This window comes from Falsiroseomonas ponticola (assembly GCF_016805305.1).
Taxonomy (GTDB): Bacteria; Pseudomonadota; Alphaproteobacteria; order Acetobacterales; family Acetobacteraceae; genus Falsiroseomonas; species Falsiroseomonas ponticola.
In genome coordinates, this window is the sequence record NZ_JAERQN010000005.1 from 182,078 (window position 1) to 196,021 (window position 13,944).

Below are 13,944 nucleotides of genomic sequence, written 5' to 3' on the forward strand. Positions count from 1 at the left end.
ATGGAAGCGATATGATCGCCCTTGATCCTTCACGAACAAGGAGATGGATGATCGTTCCGACAGATGGCGTGAGCGGGGGCGGGCGGGCCGTTTCCAACCATACGGCGGGTTAACCTTGTTGCCGCACAACCCGGGGGCTTCTTGTCGGGACCCCGAGGATGCGAGTCGCCCCGCTTTTGCGCATGGCCTGGCTGGCGCCGCGCCTCGCCCCCTGGCTTGCGCTGGGGCTGCTGCTGTCCCTGGCCGGCTGTGCCCGCCTGCCGGCGGAGGAGGCGCGGGCCACGCCGGCCGCGGCGGTGGCCGCCTGGGGCTTCGCGGCGCTGTCCAGCCATGGGGCCCCGCTGGGATCGGCCGTGGCCGTGGCCCCGGGGCGGCTGCTGACGAGCGCGCATCTGCTGCCCGCGGGCGTGACGGTGGTGGAGGCCCGCCGTGGCGATGGGGTGGGGCGGGCGGAGGCGCGGGTGCTGGCGCGCAGCGTGGCGATGGACCTGGCGGTGCTGGCGGTGCCGGTGGGGGTGTTCGAGCCGGTGCCGGTGGCGCCGCGGGGCCCCGAGGCGGGGGATCGGCTATGGGCGCTGGGCGCGCCCTCCGCCGGGCCGGCCATGGCTGTCGGGGTGGTGACGCGGCCGGCCGCGGTGATGCCGGGGCGGGGCGAGGGCTTCACCGCCCGGATCGGCGCGCTGATGGGCTATTCGGGCGGTCCGGCGCTGGACCAGGCGGGGCGGCTGCACGGCCTGGTCACGGCGCTGCCGGGGGCGGGCGGCGCCACGGTGCTGGCGGCGCTGACCGGCATGGACCTGGATGGAATCGCGCGCGGGCCGGCGGGCAGGGAGGTTTTCTTCCTATCCATCGAGGCCGCGATGCGGGAATCCGAGCGGATCGCGCCCTCCGCCCCCTTGCTGGCCCACCATGCCGTGAGCGTCCCGCAACCCTGAGCGTCCCGCCACGTCGCCTGCCCGCCAATCAGGCGGAACGCCGTGGCGGGGGCACGGGCAGCAGGAGGAAAGCGGGATGCGGAAGACACGAATGGCGATGGTGGCGGCCCTGGCGCTGGCGGCCTGCGCGGCACCGGCCCTGGGCCCGGTGGCGCCGGGCGAGGCGGTGGCGACCGAATCGCCGGGCCAGGCCCAGCGGGGCCAGGCCTCCTTCTACCATCCGGAGCGCTTCACGGGCCGGCCGATGGCGAATGGCGAGCCTTTCGACCCCGGCTCCAATTCCGCCGCGCACCGCACCCTGCCGCTCGGCACGGTGGCGGAGGTAACGAACCTGCGGAACGGGGAGAGCCGGACGGTCGTGATCGAGGATCGCGGCCCCTATGTCCGGGGCCGGATCATCGATGTCTCCCCGCGCACGGCGGATGAGCTGGGCATGCGGGAGAGCGGGACGGCGCCGGTGGAGGTGCGCCCGATCGGCCGCCAGGCCGATGCCGGACGGGACGAGTAGTCTCAACACCAGGTTGTATGTTGCGCCGGAAATGACGACGATCCGGCGACATGTCCCTGGCCCTGCCCTTCGCCGAACGGCCCGGCGTCCTCGCCCGCCTGCGGGTGGGGGCGCTGGAGCTGCTCGCGCGGCAGCAGGGACGCTTCGCGCCCTGGCTGGCGGTGGCGCTGGGGGCGGGGGTGTTGCACTACCTGGCGCTGGAGCGGGAGCCGGCGTGGCAGCCGCTCTGGCTGGTGCCGCCCCTGGCGGGGCTGGGCTTCTGGCTGGCGCGGCGCTGGCTGCTGCTGGGCTGGGCGACCGGCCTGGCGGCGGCCTTCCTGCTGGGGCTCGGCGTGGCGGGCTGGCATGCCGCGCGCCAGCCGCCGCCGCTGGTGCTGCCCTTCGGCGCGGTGGTGGTGACGGGCGTGGTGGCGGAGGTGCAGCCCCTGCCGGAGGGGCGGCGCCTGGTGCTGGAACAGGCCCGGATCGGGGAGGGGGAGGCGCTGCCGCGCAGCATCCGCGTGCGCATGCGGGCGGAGGATCCGGCGCGGCCGCAGCCGGGTGACGTCGTCACCCTGCGGGCGCTGGTCCGGCAGCCGGGCATGCCGGCGGTGCCGGGCGGGTGGGATTTCCAGCGCGCGGCCTTCTTCAGCGGGCTCGGCGGGTCCGGCTTCGCGCTGGGGCCGGTGGCGGTGGAGCCGGGCGAGGCGGCGCCGCTGCTGGCCGGGCTGCGCGCCTGGCTGGACCGGCGGGTGGCGGAGGCCATCCCGGGCGCCGCGGGGCCGGTGGCGGCGGCGCTGCTGACGGGGACGCAGAGCGCGATCCCGGAGCCCGCCATGCAGGCCATGCGGGATTCCGGCCTGGCGCATCTGCTGTCCGTCTCCGGCCTGCACATGGCGATCGTCATCGGGCTGGTCTTCGGGCTGCTGCGGGGCGCGATCGCGCTGGTGCCCTGGCTGGCGCTGCGGGTGCCGGCCAAGCCGGTGGCGGCGCTGGCCGCGCTGGCGGCGGGGGCCTTCTACATGGTGCTGACGGGGTCGCAGGTGCCGATGCAGCGATGCCTCGGTATGGCGGCGCTGATGACGGTGGCGATGCTGGCCGGACGGCGGGTGCTGTCGCTCCGGGTGCTGGCGGTGGCGGCCGCGGCGGTGCTGCTGGTGGCACCGGCGGAGGTGGCGGGGCCGTCCTTCCAGATGTCCTTCGCCGCGGTGCTGGCGCTGGTGGCGGGGCATGAGGCGCTGCGGCAGCCCATCGCGCGCTTCCGGGCCGGGGGCGTGGCGGGGCCGCGGGCCTGGCGGCGGGTGGCGCTGGTGGGGCTGGGGCTGGTCGCGACCTCCGCCCTGGCCGGCGCGGCGACGGCGCCCTTCGGGCTGCATCATTTCGGGCGGCTGCAGGTCTATGGCATCGCGGCCAATGCGCTGGCGGTGCCGCTGACCTCCTTCCTCATCATGCCGGCGGGGCTGGTGGCCATGCTCGCCTTGCCGCTGGGGCTGGAGGCCTGGCCGCTGGCGGTGATGGGCTGGGGGACGGAGGGGGTGCTGTGGGTGGCGCGGCAGGTGGCCGCCTGGCCGGAGGCGGCGCCGGTGATGGTGCCGCTGCCGGGCTGGGGGCTGGGCCTCGCCGCCTTCGGCTTCTGCTGGCTCTGCCTCTGGCGGGGCGGGGCGCGGCTGCTGGGCGTGCCGGTGGTGGCGGCGGGGCTGGCGGCGGGGCAGGTGACGCCGGCGCCGGACGTGCTCGTCTCCCCGGATGCGCGGATCGTGGCGCTGCGGACGGCGGAGGGGGTGTTCCTGCACCGGGTGCCGGGCGCCACCAATTTCACCCGCGACGCCATGCTGCGGGCCTTCGGCGTGACGGAGGCGCGGCCCCTGCCGGAGAGCGGGGAGGCGGCGGGCGGCGCCATCGCCTGCACGCCCTCCGCCTGCCGGTTCCGGCCGCGCGCGGATGCCGGGGAGGCCGTGCTGCTGCGCAGCCCGCCTCCGGCGCGCGGCAGTTCGCCTCCGGCGAGGGGCCGCCGGGCCGATCCGCCGGATGCGGCGGCGCTGGCGGCGGCCTGCGGGCGGGCGGCGCTGATCCTGGCGCTGGAGCCGGTGCGCCCGCGCTGCGGCCAGGGGGTGACGATCGACCGCTTCGCGATGTGGCGGGATGGCGCGCAGGCGGCCTGGCTGGGCACGGCGGGGGCGCGGGTGGTGTCGGACCGCGCCTGGCGGGGGGACCGCCCCTGGGTGCCGCCGGTGCCGCTGCCGGGGCGGGCGGAGGCGCTGCCCCTGGCGCCGCTGGACCCCGGCGGCTGATCAACTGGCCGGGACCGGCCGGAACGGCGCTGGTTACCGTTTCTTATCACCCCGACGCGCAGGATACGGGGACGGAAACGAGGGAATGCAGGACATGATCGCGACGATCACCGCCCATCCGGCCTTGATGGATATCGGCCTTGTCGCCATGGGGCTGCTGCTGGGTGCCGGCGCGCTGACGGCGTGGCAGCGGCTGCATGCGTGGCGCGAGCAGCGCCTGTCCGAATGGGACCCGTATTGAGGGGCTGAAGGGCCCGGCCAGGCGGCCGGGCCTTCGCTGTTCAGTACTTCCGCAGCAGGCCGATCAGGCGGCCCTGAACCCGGACCCGGTCGGGTCCGAAGATCCGCGTCTCATAGGCGCGGTTGGCCGGTTCCAGGGCGACGGAATTGCCCCGGCGGCGCAGGCGCTTCAGCGTCACCTCCGCCTCATCCACCAGGGCCACCACGATGGACCCGTTCTCCGCCGTGTCGCCGCGGCGGATGATGACGGTGTCGCCGTCCAGGATGCCGGCCTCCATCATCGAATCACCGGCGACTTCCAGCGCATAGTGCTCGCCGCCCGCCAGCAGGGCGGCCGGGACCTCCACCATCGCGGTGGTGTCGCGCAGCGCCTCGATCGGCATGCCGGCGGCGATGCGGCCATAGAGGGGAAGCTGCACCGCGGCGCTGTCATTCGCCGTCTTCTGCACGCCGGCCAGGCCGGGGGCGAAATTGCCGCGGATGACATTGGGCGTGAAGGCGGGCGCGGCGGGCGCCGCCGCCGGCGTGGCGACGGGCGCGGGATCGGCCCTGCGGGGGGAGACATTCTCCGGCAGCCGCAGCACTTCCAGCGCGCGGGCGCGATGCGCGCGGCGCTTCAGGAAGCCCCGTTCCTCCAGCGCCGTGATCAGGCGGTGGATCCCCGATTTCGACTTGAGGCGCAGCGCCTCCTTCATCTCCTCGAAGGACGGGGAGAAGCCGGTGGCGCGCAGGTGCCGGTCGATGAACATCAGCAATTCGTGCTGCTTGCGCGTGAGCATGGGTTTCTCCACTGCCGGTTCCCCGCGGTGCGGTCCGCGGGGTGGGGGCGCCTTCGCCCCGAACAAACAAGCAACCGACGTGGATGTTCTATGTAGGTTCCTGCGATGCCGTCAAATGTTTTCCACAGACCCAGGAAAAACCTGGGCTGAATCGAGATTCTTGAGCGCGCATCTGCCCAGGAATCGGGCGAATCAGAGGCCGAGGCGGTCCAGCGGAATCGCCTCCACCGCCGCGCCCTCGGGCAGGGCGGGGGCGTGGGGGGCGCGCAGGATCAGCGCTTCCGCCCGCGCCAGGGTCTTCAGCATGGAGCTGTCCTGCTGCGGGAAGGGGGTGGCCACGACGCGGCCATCCCGGTCCCGGGACAGGGTGGCGCGGAGGTGGTCGAAGCGCCTGTCGTTCTCCGGCAGCGGCGCCCCGGCATGGACCTGGATGGTGGGCGGGGGTGCCGCCGGTTCGCCGGACAGCACGGAAAGCGCCGGCATCAGGAACTGCACGGCACAGACCATGGCGGAGACCGGGTTGCCCGGCAGGCCCAGCACGGGGGTGGTGCCGAGCCGCCCCCAGATCAGCGGCTTGCCCGGCCGCATGGCGATCTTCCAGAAATCCAGCGCGAAGCCGTCCTGCCCCAGCGCGGTCTGGATCAGGTCATGGTCGCCGACGCTGGCGCCGCCGGTCGTCACCAGCAGGTCGCAGGCCCGGGCCGCGGCCGCGGTGGCGGCGATGGCTTCCCGGTCATCGGGGGCGATGGGCAGCACGAGGGGATCGCCGCCGCCGGCGCGGACCATGGCAGCGATGGCGTGGGCGTTGCTGCTGACGATGCCGCCGGGGGGGATGGGGTCGCCGGGGAGCGCGATCTCGTCGCCTGTCGCCAGGATGCCGATGCGGGGACGCCGATGGACCATCAGCCAGGGGTGGTTGGCGGCGGCGGCCAGGCCGACATCGCGGGCGGTGAGGCGCCGGCCGGGGGCGAGCAGCGCCTCGCCCTCCGTGAAGTCGAGGCCGCGGCGGCGCACCCAGCGGCCGGCGCGCACGGCCTCCCGCACCTCCACCACGCCATCCGCCGCGACGGCGTCCTCCTGCAGCAGGATCCCATCCGCGCCTTCCGGGATGAAGGCACCGGTGAAGATGCGGACGGCCTGGCCGGGGCCGACGCGGCCGGCATAGGGGTGGCCGGCGGGGGCCGACCCCACCACGGCCAACTTCGCGCCCAGCACCGCATCGGCGGCGCGCACGGCATAGCCATCCATGGCGGAGACATCGGCGGGCGGCTGCGTCAGGCGCGCGATGACGGGGCGGGCGAGGATGCGGGACCAGCCCTCCGGCAGGGCCATGGCCTCCGCCGGGGTCGGGGCCAGGCCGGCCAGGATGCGGGCCCGCGCTTCCTCGACCGAGAGCATCAGGGGGCCTCGTAGGTGCCGGACTTGCCGCCTGACTTGTGGACCAGGCGCACATCCTCGATCCGCATCGCGCGGTCGGCGGCCTTGACCATGTCATAGACCGTGAGCGCGGCGACGGTGACGGCGGTCAGCGCCTCCATCTCCACCCCGGTCTGGCCGGTGAGCTTCACCGTCGCCTCGATCTCCACCGCATCGGGGGCCACCGGCACCAGGTCCACCGTGACCTTGGAGATCAGCAGGGGGTGGCAGAGGGGGATCAGGTCGCTCGTCTTCTTCGCGGCCATGATGCCGGCGATGCGGGCCACGCCCAGCACATCGCCCTTGCCGACCTGGCCGGCCTGGATCAGGGCCAGCGTTGCCGGCTGCATGACCACGCGGCCGCGGGCGGTGGCGGTGCGGCTCGTTTCCGCCTTGGCGGAGACGTCCACCATGGCGGCGCGGCCGGCCTCGTCGAAATGGGTGAGCTTGGTCATCTCAGTCGAGGGCGGTGATCAGTTCCCGGGCCGCCGCCTCCACATCCGGCTGGCGCAGCAGGTGCTCGCCGACCAGCAGGCAGCGGGCGCCGGCGCGGCACAGGCGGCGGACATCGTCGGGGGTGCGGATGCCGCTTTCGCCGACCGGGATGCGATCCGCGGGGATCAGCGGGATCAACTCATCCGACGTCCCAAGATCGGTCACCAAGGTCTTGAGATCGCGGTTGTTCACGCCGATCAGCCGCGTCTCCAGCCCCAGCGCCCGGTCCAGTTCCCGGCGGTCATGCACCTCCGCCAGCACGGCCATGTCGAGGGAGCGGGCGACATCCTCCAGCTCCTGCGCCTGGTCGTCGGAGAGCGCGGCCAGGATCAGCAGGATGGCATCGGCGCCCATCGCCCGGGCCTCGAAGACCTGCCAGGGATGCACCATGAAGTCCTTGCGCAGCACGGGCAGGGAGCAGGCGGCGCGGGCCTGGACCATGTGGCCGAGGTCGCCCTGGAACCAGGGGCCGTCCGTCAGGACGGAGAGGCAGGCGGCGCCCGCCCGTTCATAGGCCTGGGCGATGGTCGCGGGCTCGAAGGGGTCGCGGATCAGGCCGCCGGAGGGGGAGGCGCGCTTGATCTCCGCGATCAGGCCGACGCGGCCTTCGCCGACCGCGTCGCAGAGCGCGCGGGTGAAGTCCCGCGGCGCATCGGCGCTCGCGGCGCGCTTCTCCATCTCATGCAGGCTGACGGCGGCCGAACGCTCCCGCACCTCCTCGTATTTGTCGGCGAGGATGCGGGCCAGGGTGTCGGACATGGCGGGGGTAGTCGCGTTCATGGGGGGACTCAGGCGGTCGGTTCAGGGGGGGCAGGCGGCGCCGCGGCGGCGCGGAGGCGGTTGAGCACACCAAGCGCCGCGCCGCCATCGATGGAACGGGCCGCGAGGGGCACGGCATCGCGCAGCGTGGGCGCGACCCCCGCCACGACCAGGCCGGCGGCCGCGTTCAGCAGCACGACGTCGCGGTAGGGGCCGGGGGCGCCTTCCAGCAACGCCAGCAGGGCGGCCGCGTTCTCCGCCGGGTCGCCGCCGCGGAGCGATTCCGCCGGGGCGCGGGGCAGGCCGGCATCCTCGGGCGAAACCTCGAATTCCCGGATCAGCCCGTCCTTCAGCTCCACCACCTGGGAGGGGCCGGCGAGCGTCAGTTCATCGAGGCCCATGCCATGCACCAGCCAGGCGCGTTCGGTGCCGAGGCGGGCCAGCGTCTCCGCCATCGGGCGCAGCCATTCGGGGGCGAAGGCGCCGGTCATCTGCCGCTTCACCCGGGCGGGATTCGCGAGCGGGCCCAGCAGGTTGAAGATGGTGCGGGTGCCGAGTTCCACGCGCGGGCCGGCGGCGTGGCGCAGTGCCGAGTGGTGGCGGGGCGCCATCAGGAAGACCATGCCGGCTTCCGCCAGCACGGCCGGCAGGCGATCCAGCGGCGTTTCCATCACGGGGATGCCAAGCGCCGAGAGCGCATCCGCCGCGCCGGAGCGGGAGGAGAGCGCGCGGTTGCCGTGCTTGGCCACCTTCACCCCCGCGCCGGCCACGACCAGGGCGGCGGCGGTGGAGATGTTCAGCGTGCCGGCGGCGTCGCCACCCGTGCCGACGATGTCGATGGCATCCGGCGGCGCTTCAACCGCGATCATGCGGGCGCGCATGGCCCGCACGGCGCCGGTCATCTCCGCCACCGTCTCGCCCCGCACGCGCATGGCCATGAGCAGGCCGGCGATCTGGGCGGGGGTCGCTTCGCCGGCCATGATCATGCCGAAGGCGGCCTCGGCCTCGCTTTCCGCGAGCCGCTCGCCCTGCGCGAGGCGCGCCAGGATTTTCTTCATGCGGGGACGAAGGCGTTGCGTTGCGCAGCCAGCGCCAGGAAGTTGCGCAGCATGTCGTGGCCGTGCTCGGAGGCGATGCTCTCGGGGTGGAACTGGACGCCCCAGATCGGCAGGTCGCGGTGCGCCAGGCCCATGACCAGGCCGTCCGCGGTCCGGGCCGTGGGGATCAGCGTCTCCGGCAGGTCCTCCACCACCAGGGAATGGTAGCGGGTGGCGCGGAAGGGGGAGGGAAGGCCGGCGAAGATGTCCGTGCCGCCGTGGTTCACGTCCCAGACCTTGCCATGCACGGGCGCGGGCGCCCGCACGACCTTGCCGCCGAAGGCCTGGCCGATGGCCTGGTGGCCGAGGCAGACGCCGAGCAAGGGCAGGCGTTCCTCCGCCGCGGCGGCGATGACATCGAGGCAGATGCCCGCCTCATTCGGCGTGCAGGGGCCGGGGGAGAGGACGATGGCGTCCGGCTTCAGGGCCAGGGCTTCGTCGGCCGACAGGGAATCATTGCGCCGAACCTCCACCACCGCTCCAAGGTCGCCCAGGAAGTGGTAGAGATTCCACGTAAAGCTGTCGTAATTGTCGATCAGCAGGATCATGCGGTGCGATGGTCGCCCCGCGCCCGCGGTTAATCAAGTGTGGCGGAAGCGGGGCGGGGCTGCGTCAGCGTGGCCCCATCGGGTAGCGGGCGGCGGCCAGGCGGACCAGCGCCACGAATTCCGCGCGGCGGCCGTCCTCGTCCACGCCGCGCGCCGCATTGGCCAGGGCGGCGGCCTGGGCGAAGCCCCAGTCGCCGGTATGGGGGGACCGCCGGAGCAACTGGGCGAAGCCGGCGACGGCGGCGGCGAAGCGGGCATCCTCCGGCGCGGCCTCCAGCGTTCCATGCGCATCGCGGGGCGTGATGGCGCGGGCCAGTTCCTGGCTGGCGCGCCCCCCGGGGCGCTTATAGGCGATGCGGAGGAAGGCGATCTCCGCATTCGCGGCCGGGCGGCGCGCGGGGGCGGCGTAGCGCAGCGGTTCCACCGGCGCGCGGGCGGCGCCGACGGGCACGATCTCATAGATCGCGGTCACGCTGCGGCCGGAGCCGAGCTCCCCGGCATCCACCTGGTCGTCGCGGAAATCCTGCTGGCGCAGTTGCCGGGTCTCGTAGCCGATCAGGCGGTAATGGCTGACCACGGCGGGGTTGAATTCCACCTGCGCCTTCACGTCATCGGCGGCGGGGACAATGTTGGCGGCGAAATCTTCCACCAGGCCGCGGCGGAGGTCCTGCAGGTTGCCGGCATAGATGGCGGTGCCGTTGCCGGCGCGGGCCAGCGCCTGCAGCGTGCGGTCATTGTAGTTGTCGAGCCCGACGCCGATGGTCGTGAGGTAGATGCCCCGTTCGCGTTCGCGGGTGATGAAGTCCTTCATCTCCGCGGGCGTGCGGATGCCGATGTTGAAGTCGCCATCGGTGGCCAGCACCACGCGGTTGATGGCACCGCGATCGAGGTTCTTGGCGGCCAGGCTGTAGGCGGTGGCGAGCGCCGCGCCGCCCGCCGTGCCGCCGGCGGCGCGCAGCCCGTTGATGGCGGCCTCCAGCGCCGCGCGGTCATCGCCCCGGACATTGTCGAGCACCACCTGCACGCCGGTCGCATAGGTGACGAGGGAGATGCGGTCCTCCGCCCGCAATTCCGGCAGCAGCATCGCGAAGCCGCGTTGCAGCAGCGGCAGGCGGTCCTCCGGCGCCATGGAGCCCGAGACATCGACCAGCACCACCAGGTTCAGCCGGGGGCGGGCCTGGGCGGCCGGCGGCTGCCAGGCGCGCAGCCCGATATGGACCAGGCGGCGATCGGCATTCCAGGGGGAGGGGTGGACGGAGACGAAGGTGGCGATCGGCTCGGCCGCGGAGGCGGGGCGGGGATAGGCGTAGGTGAAGGCGTTCAGGAATTCCTCGGGCCGGACCATGGCGGGCTGGGGCATGGAGCCCGCTTCGATCAGCCGCCGCGCGAGGGTGTAGGAGGCGGTGTCGCCACCGACCGAGAAGGTGGAGACCGGCGCTTCCGCCGCGCTCTGCCAGGGTTGGTCGGGGAGGTTGGCGAAGCGGTGAGCATCCGGCGGTGCGGCGGGGGCGGGGGGTGCGGCGCCGACAGCCGGAGCGGCGGCCACCGGCGCCAGCGGCGTGCCGGCCGGCATGGGCGAATAGGAGCAGGCCGTTGCGACCAGCAGCAGCAGCGCAGCAGCAAGGCGGGGGAGGCGAGGTGGCATGGCGGCGTCTCCGATGACGGCGCCATTGCGATATCGCATCGTGGCCGAGTCGTGGCAGGCCGGCGGCGCAGCCGGGGCGCCGCCTTCCCGTCAGCGCCGCTGCCGGATGGCCAGCGCCACGGTCAGCGCCCCCGCGGCGATGACCAGCGCATCCTCGATCACCCCGCTGCGGGTCTGGCCGATGCGGGCCATGGCGCGCTTGCGGCCATCGAGCGTCAGATAGGCCAGCGGGATGGCGGCGGCGACGGCGATGGCGGCGCCGTCACGCTCCCGCCCCCTGGGCGCAAGCGCCGCACCGGCGATGCCGGCACTCGCCACGCGCGCCACCAGTCCGGGGGCGACGGTGCGGTCGGGGGCAGATTTCAGCTTGTCGCCCAGGAATTCGCCCACCGCCATGACCAGCGCGCCGACCTTGAACAGCGTATGGTCCAGCAGGAAGAGCCGCCCCGGCATCCGGCTGCCCGCCAACCGAGCGGTGGCGATGGTGGCCATGGGGGTCATGGAGCGCGCACTCGCAACGGCACCGATCAGCGCGGAGGGAAGCAGGTTGGGGAGGGTCATGCGCGATCAACACGATCGGGTATCGCGTGGTTCCAACCGCATGGATTGACGCCCCGCTGCCATCTGCCATGGTAGATGCATTCACACGGGAAACGTCCGCCCTGTCTGTCCTTCGCCCCTTCACCGAGACCGACCTGCAGTCGCTGGCCGCGCGCGCCTATGCGCGGATCCGGGAGGCGATCGTGGCCGGCAGCCTGGCGCCCGGCCAGCGCATCTCCGAACGCGGCCTGGCCGCGGCGCTCGACATCTCCGCCCAGCCGGTGCGGGAGGCGCTGCGGCGGCTCGAGGTGGAGGGGATGGTGGAGACGCGGCCCCGCAGCGGGACCTATGTGGCGGATCTCGGCCGGGACCGGCTGTTCGAGATCGGGCTGATCCGCGCGACGCTGGAAGCGGTCTCCGCGCGGCTGGCCGCGGAACGCGCGACGGCGGCTGACCATGCCGCGATGCGGGCCAGGCTGGAGGCGATCGCCGGCGCGATGCGGAGCGAGGATGCGGCCGCGGTGACGCTGGCGAATGAGGCACTGCACGATGCGATCCACGCCGCCGCCGCCAGCCGCGACGTGACGCGGTTGCTGGAGGGGCTGCGCGCCTATGACCACCTGACGCGGGAGCGCATCCTCTCCACCGCGGAGGAACGCGCCACCGCGCTGGCCGAACACCAGGCCATCGTCGAGGCGATCATCGCGGGCGAGCCCCAGGCGGCGGAGGCCGCCATGAAGGCCCATGCGCTGAGATCACTATCCGTCGCGCTGCCCTGACGGGGCGGCGCCCATGCACCGAGGGAGGAAGGAACCAATGAACCGTCGCCACCTGCTGGGGGCGCTTGCCGTCGCCCTGCCGCTGCCGGCCCTGGCGCAGCCGCGGCCCTGGCCGTCCCAGCCCATCCGCGTGATCATCCCCTTCGCCGCCGGCGTGACGGATACGCTCGGGCGCCTCGTCACCATCGAGATGGGCCGCCGTCTCGGCCAGAGCTTCGTGGCGGAGAACCGGCCGGGGGCGGGCGGGAACATCGGGGCCGAGGCCTGCGCGCGGGCGGCGCCGGATGGCAACACCATCTGCATGGGCACGATCAGCAGCCACGCGATCAACCCCGCCATCATGGCGCGGATGCCCTATGACAACCTGCGCGACTTCGCGCCCATCACGCAGCTGTCGCACCAGCCCAATGCGCTGGTCATCAACAACGACGTGCCGGCGCGGAATCTGGCCGAGTTCATCGCGCTGGTGAAGGCGCGGCCGGGCTTCTACAGCTACGCGACCTCGGGCGTCGGCACCTCCACGCATCTCGCGGGCGAATCCTTCGCGCAGCTGGTGGGCGCGGAGGTGGTGCATGTGCCCTATCGCGGCAGCGGCGGCGTCATGACCTCTGTCATGTCCGGCGAGACGCCGATGTCCTTCGACAATCTTTCCTCGGTTCTGCAGCTGGCCCGGGAAGGGCGCATCCGGCTGATTGGCGTCGGAGCCAAGGAACGGATCGCGGCGGCGCCCGATGTGCCCGCGATCGCGGAGGCGCTGCCGGGCTTCGAGAGCCTGTCCTGGCACGGGCTCTTCGCGCCGGCCAATACGCCGCCCGCCATCGTCGCGCGGCTGCATGCGGAAGCGGTGGCGGCGCTGCGGGAGCCGGCGCTGGCGGCGCGGCTGACGGAGCTGGGCTTCACGCTGGTGGGCAGCAGCCCGGATGAGTTCAGGGCCTTCATCGCGGCGGAGACGCGGCGCTGGGGCGATGTGGCGCGGCGCGCCAATCTCCGGGTGGAGTGAGGGACGGATGGCAGTATCGGCACGCGTGGCGGCGGCGCTGCGCGGCGTCTCCGGCATCCTGGTCACGCCCTTCGATGGGGATGACCAGCCGGTGCCGGCGCGGCTTTCGCCCATCATCGATCGCGCGGTCGGCGCCGGCATCGGGGCGCTGACGGTCAATGGCAATACCTCCGAGTTCTACGGCCTGACTCTCGAGGAAGCGCGGCGGATGCAGGCGGCGGTGCCGGGGCTGGTGGCCGGGCGCGCCATCGTGGTGGCGGGCGTCGGGCGCAGCGTGAAGGAGGCGGCGTCGCTCGCGAAGGCGGCGAAGGCGGATGGCTGCGACGCCATCATGATCCACCAGCCGCCCGACCCCTTCCGCGCGCCGCGGGGCGTGAGCGCCTATGTGGAGCGCGTGGCGGAGGCGGCGGATGGGCTGCCGGTGCTGCTCTATCTGCGGGATGACAGCGGCGGGCTGGATGCCATCGCGCGGCTCTGCGCCGTGCCGGGGGTGGCGGGGGTGAAATGGGCCACGCCCAACCTGCTGAACCTGGCGGCGGCACGGCGGGCGGCGCCGCACCTCGCCTGGATCTGCGGCCTGGCGGAGCCCTGGGCGCCGCCGATGACGGCGATGGGGGCGCGGGGCTTCACCTCCGGCGTCATCAACGTGGCGCCGCATCTGTCGATGGCGGTGCTGCGCGCGCTGGAGGCCGGCGACTTCGAGGCGGCGGACCAGGCCGTGGTCGCCATCGAGAACTTCGAGAAGTTGCGCGCACAGGAAGGCAATGGCGCCAACGTCTCCGTCGTGAAGGCGGCGCTGGCGCTCAAGGGCGAGGATGTCGGTGCGGCACGACCGCCCGCCGCCTGGCCGCTGGCGCCGGCGGCGACCGAGGCGCTGCAGGGCGTGCTCGCGAGTTGGGTCAAGAACGCCGGCTGAAGTAGCCGGTTGGGGAA

Annotated in this window: 15 protein-coding genes; 7 read left to right on the forward strand and 8 right to left on the reverse strand. The window is 73.5% G+C overall.

Features of this window, described 5'->3' with window-relative positions:
- Window positions 1-158 precede the first annotated feature (158 nt).
- The 4 genes from JJI54_RS16450 (at window position 159) to JJI54_RS16465 (ending at window position 3,954) form a co-directional block, all read left to right on the forward strand.
- Entirely contained in the window at window positions 159-935 is a 777-nt protein-coding gene (locus JJI54_RS16450) for a S1 family peptidase (RefSeq protein ID WP_203074106.1), read from the forward strand.
- 76 nt (window positions 936-1,011) lie between these two features.
- Window positions 1,012-1,443: a septal ring lytic transglycosylase RlpA family protein gene (locus JJI54_RS16455; protein ID WP_226381828.1), complete on the forward strand. Its 432-nt coding sequence runs from the start codon at window positions 1,012-1,014 to the stop codon at window positions 1,441-1,443.
- Window positions 1,444-1,493: 50 nt separating this feature from the next.
- Window positions 1,494-3,713: a ComEC/Rec2 family competence protein gene (locus JJI54_RS16460; protein ID WP_203074107.1), complete on the forward strand. Its 2,220-nt coding sequence runs from the start codon at window positions 1,494-1,496 to the stop codon at window positions 3,711-3,713.
- An 85-nt stretch (window positions 3,714-3,798) separates the two neighbouring features.
- On the forward strand, window positions 3,799-3,954 hold the full coding sequence (locus JJI54_RS16465) for a hypothetical protein (protein ID WP_203074108.1): 156 nt from the start codon (window positions 3,799-3,801) through the stop codon (window positions 3,952-3,954).
- A 40-nt stretch (window positions 3,955-3,994) separates the two neighbouring features.
- Here JJI54_RS16465 and lexA read toward each other — a convergent pair whose 3' ends face one another.
- The 8 genes from lexA to JJI54_RS16505 all read right to left on the reverse strand — a co-directional run bounded on the left by lexA (window position 3,995) and on the right by JJI54_RS16505 (window position 11,253).
- Window positions 3,995-4,732 (reverse strand): transcriptional repressor LexA, encoded by a 738-nt coding sequence (gene lexA, locus JJI54_RS16470; RefSeq protein ID WP_203074109.1) that lies wholly within the window; start codon window positions 4,730-4,732, stop codon window positions 3,995-3,997.
- 192 nt (window positions 4,733-4,924) lie between these two features.
- Window positions 4,925-6,130, reverse strand: coding sequence for a molybdopterin molybdotransferase MoeA (locus tag JJI54_RS16475; RefSeq protein WP_203074110.1), 1,206 nt, complete (start codon window positions 6,128-6,130; stop codon window positions 4,925-4,927).
- Window positions 6,130-6,603, reverse strand: coding sequence for a cyclic pyranopterin monophosphate synthase MoaC (gene moaC, locus JJI54_RS16480; RefSeq protein ID WP_203074111.1), 474 nt, complete (start codon window positions 6,601-6,603; stop codon window positions 6,130-6,132). The genes JJI54_RS16475 and moaC overlap by 1 nt, the downstream gene beginning before the upstream one ends.
- A 1-nt stretch (window position 6,604) precedes the next feature.
- Window positions 6,605-7,423: an indole-3-glycerol phosphate synthase TrpC gene (gene trpC / locus JJI54_RS16485; RefSeq protein ID WP_226381829.1), complete on the reverse strand. Its 819-nt coding sequence runs from the start codon at window positions 7,421-7,423 to the stop codon at window positions 6,605-6,607.
- An 8-nt stretch (window positions 7,424-7,431) separates the two neighbouring features.
- On the reverse strand, window positions 7,432-8,460 hold the full coding sequence (gene trpD / locus JJI54_RS16490; protein WP_203074112.1) for an anthranilate phosphoribosyltransferase: 1,029 nt from the start codon (window positions 8,458-8,460) through the stop codon (window positions 7,432-7,434).
- Entirely contained in the window at window positions 8,457-9,047 is a 591-nt protein-coding gene (locus JJI54_RS16495; protein ID WP_203074113.1) for an anthranilate synthase component II, read from the reverse strand. The genes trpD and JJI54_RS16495 overlap by 4 nt, the downstream gene beginning before the upstream one ends.
- Before the next feature lie 64 nt (window positions 9,048-9,111).
- Complete coding sequence (locus tag JJI54_RS16500) at window positions 9,112-10,692, reverse strand: vWA domain-containing protein (RefSeq protein ID WP_203074114.1); 1,581 nt, start codon at window positions 10,690-10,692, stop codon at window positions 9,112-9,114.
- Window positions 10,693-10,782: 90 nt separating this feature from the next.
- Window positions 10,783-11,253, reverse strand: a complete 471-nt coding sequence (locus JJI54_RS16505; RefSeq protein WP_203074115.1) for a hypothetical protein — start codon at window positions 11,251-11,253, stop codon at window positions 10,783-10,785.
- A 68-nt stretch (window positions 11,254-11,321) separates the two neighbouring features.
- On the opposite strand from JJI54_RS16505, the gene JJI54_RS16510 reads away from it, so the two are divergent.
- The 3 genes from JJI54_RS16510 to JJI54_RS16520 are packed head-to-tail and all read left to right on the forward strand — an operon-like array spanning window position 11,322 to window position 13,927.
- Window positions 11,322-12,011, forward strand: a complete 690-nt coding sequence (locus tag JJI54_RS16510) for a GntR family transcriptional regulator (RefSeq protein ID WP_203074116.1) — start codon at window positions 11,322-11,324, stop codon at window positions 12,009-12,011.
- A 37-nt stretch (window positions 12,012-12,048) separates the two neighbouring features.
- The gene (locus tag JJI54_RS16515; RefSeq protein WP_203074117.1) at window positions 12,049-13,011 is read left to right on the forward strand and encodes a Bug family tripartite tricarboxylate transporter substrate binding protein; all 963 of its coding nucleotides are present in this window, start codon (window positions 12,049-12,051) and stop codon (window positions 13,009-13,011) included.
- Between the two features lie 7 nt (window positions 13,012-13,018).
- A complete protein-coding gene (locus tag JJI54_RS16520; RefSeq protein WP_203074118.1) occupies window positions 13,019-13,927 on the forward strand; it encodes a dihydrodipicolinate synthase family protein in 909 nt (302 codons plus the stop codon).
- The last annotated feature ends 17 nt before the right edge of the window (window positions 13,928-13,944 follow it).

Excerpts from the sequence above, each read along its gene's own strand:
- moaC (WP_203074111.1), bottom strand. The coding sequence starts at position 6,603 with ATGACCAAGCTCACCCATTTCGACGAGGCCGGCCGCGCCGCCATGGTG.
- JJI54_RS16495 (WP_203074113.1), bottom strand. The coding sequence starts at position 9,047 with ATGATCCTGCTGATCGACAATTACGACAGCTTTACGTGGAATCTCTAC.
- JJI54_RS16450 (WP_203074106.1), top strand. The coding sequence starts at position 159 with ATGCGAGTCGCCCCGCTTTTGCGCATGGCCTGGCTGGCGCCGCGCCTC.
- JJI54_RS16500 (WP_203074114.1), bottom strand. The coding sequence starts at position 10,692 with ATGCCACCTCGCCTCCCCCGCCTTGCTGCTGCGCTGCTGCTGCTGGTC.
- JJI54_RS16505 (WP_203074115.1), bottom strand. The coding sequence starts at position 11,253 with ATGACCCTCCCCAACCTGCTTCCCTCCGCGCTGATCGGTGCCGTTGCG.
- JJI54_RS16475 (WP_203074110.1), bottom strand. The coding sequence starts at position 6,130 with ATGCTCTCGGTCGAGGAAGCGCGGGCCCGCATCCTGGCCGGCCTGGCC.
- JJI54_RS16515 (WP_203074117.1), top strand. The coding sequence starts at position 12,049 with ATGAACCGTCGCCACCTGCTGGGGGCGCTTGCCGTCGCCCTGCCGCTG.
- JJI54_RS16465 (WP_203074108.1), top strand. The coding sequence starts at position 3,799 with ATGCAGGACATGATCGCGACGATCACCGCCCATCCGGCCTTGATGGAT.
- JJI54_RS16510 (WP_203074116.1), top strand. The coding sequence starts at position 11,322 with ATGGTAGATGCATTCACACGGGAAACGTCCGCCCTGTCTGTCCTTCGC.
- JJI54_RS16520 (WP_203074118.1), top strand. The coding sequence starts at position 13,019 with ATGGCAGTATCGGCACGCGTGGCGGCGGCGCTGCGCGGCGTCTCCGGC.
- lexA (WP_203074109.1), bottom strand. The coding sequence starts at position 4,732 with ATGCTCACGCGCAAGCAGCACGAATTGCTGATGTTCATCGACCGGCAC.
- trpC (WP_226381829.1), bottom strand. The coding sequence starts at position 7,423 with ATGAACGCGACTACCCCCGCCATGTCCGACACCCTGGCCCGCATCCTC.
- JJI54_RS16460 (WP_203074107.1), top strand. The coding sequence starts at position 1,494 with ATGTCCCTGGCCCTGCCCTTCGCCGAACGGCCCGGCGTCCTCGCCCGC.
- trpD (WP_203074112.1), bottom strand. The coding sequence starts at position 8,460 with ATGAAGAAAATCCTGGCGCGCCTCGCGCAGGGCGAGCGGCTCGCGGAA.
- JJI54_RS16455 (WP_226381828.1), top strand. The coding sequence starts at position 1,012 with ATGCGGAAGACACGAATGGCGATGGTGGCGGCCCTGGCGCTGGCGGCC.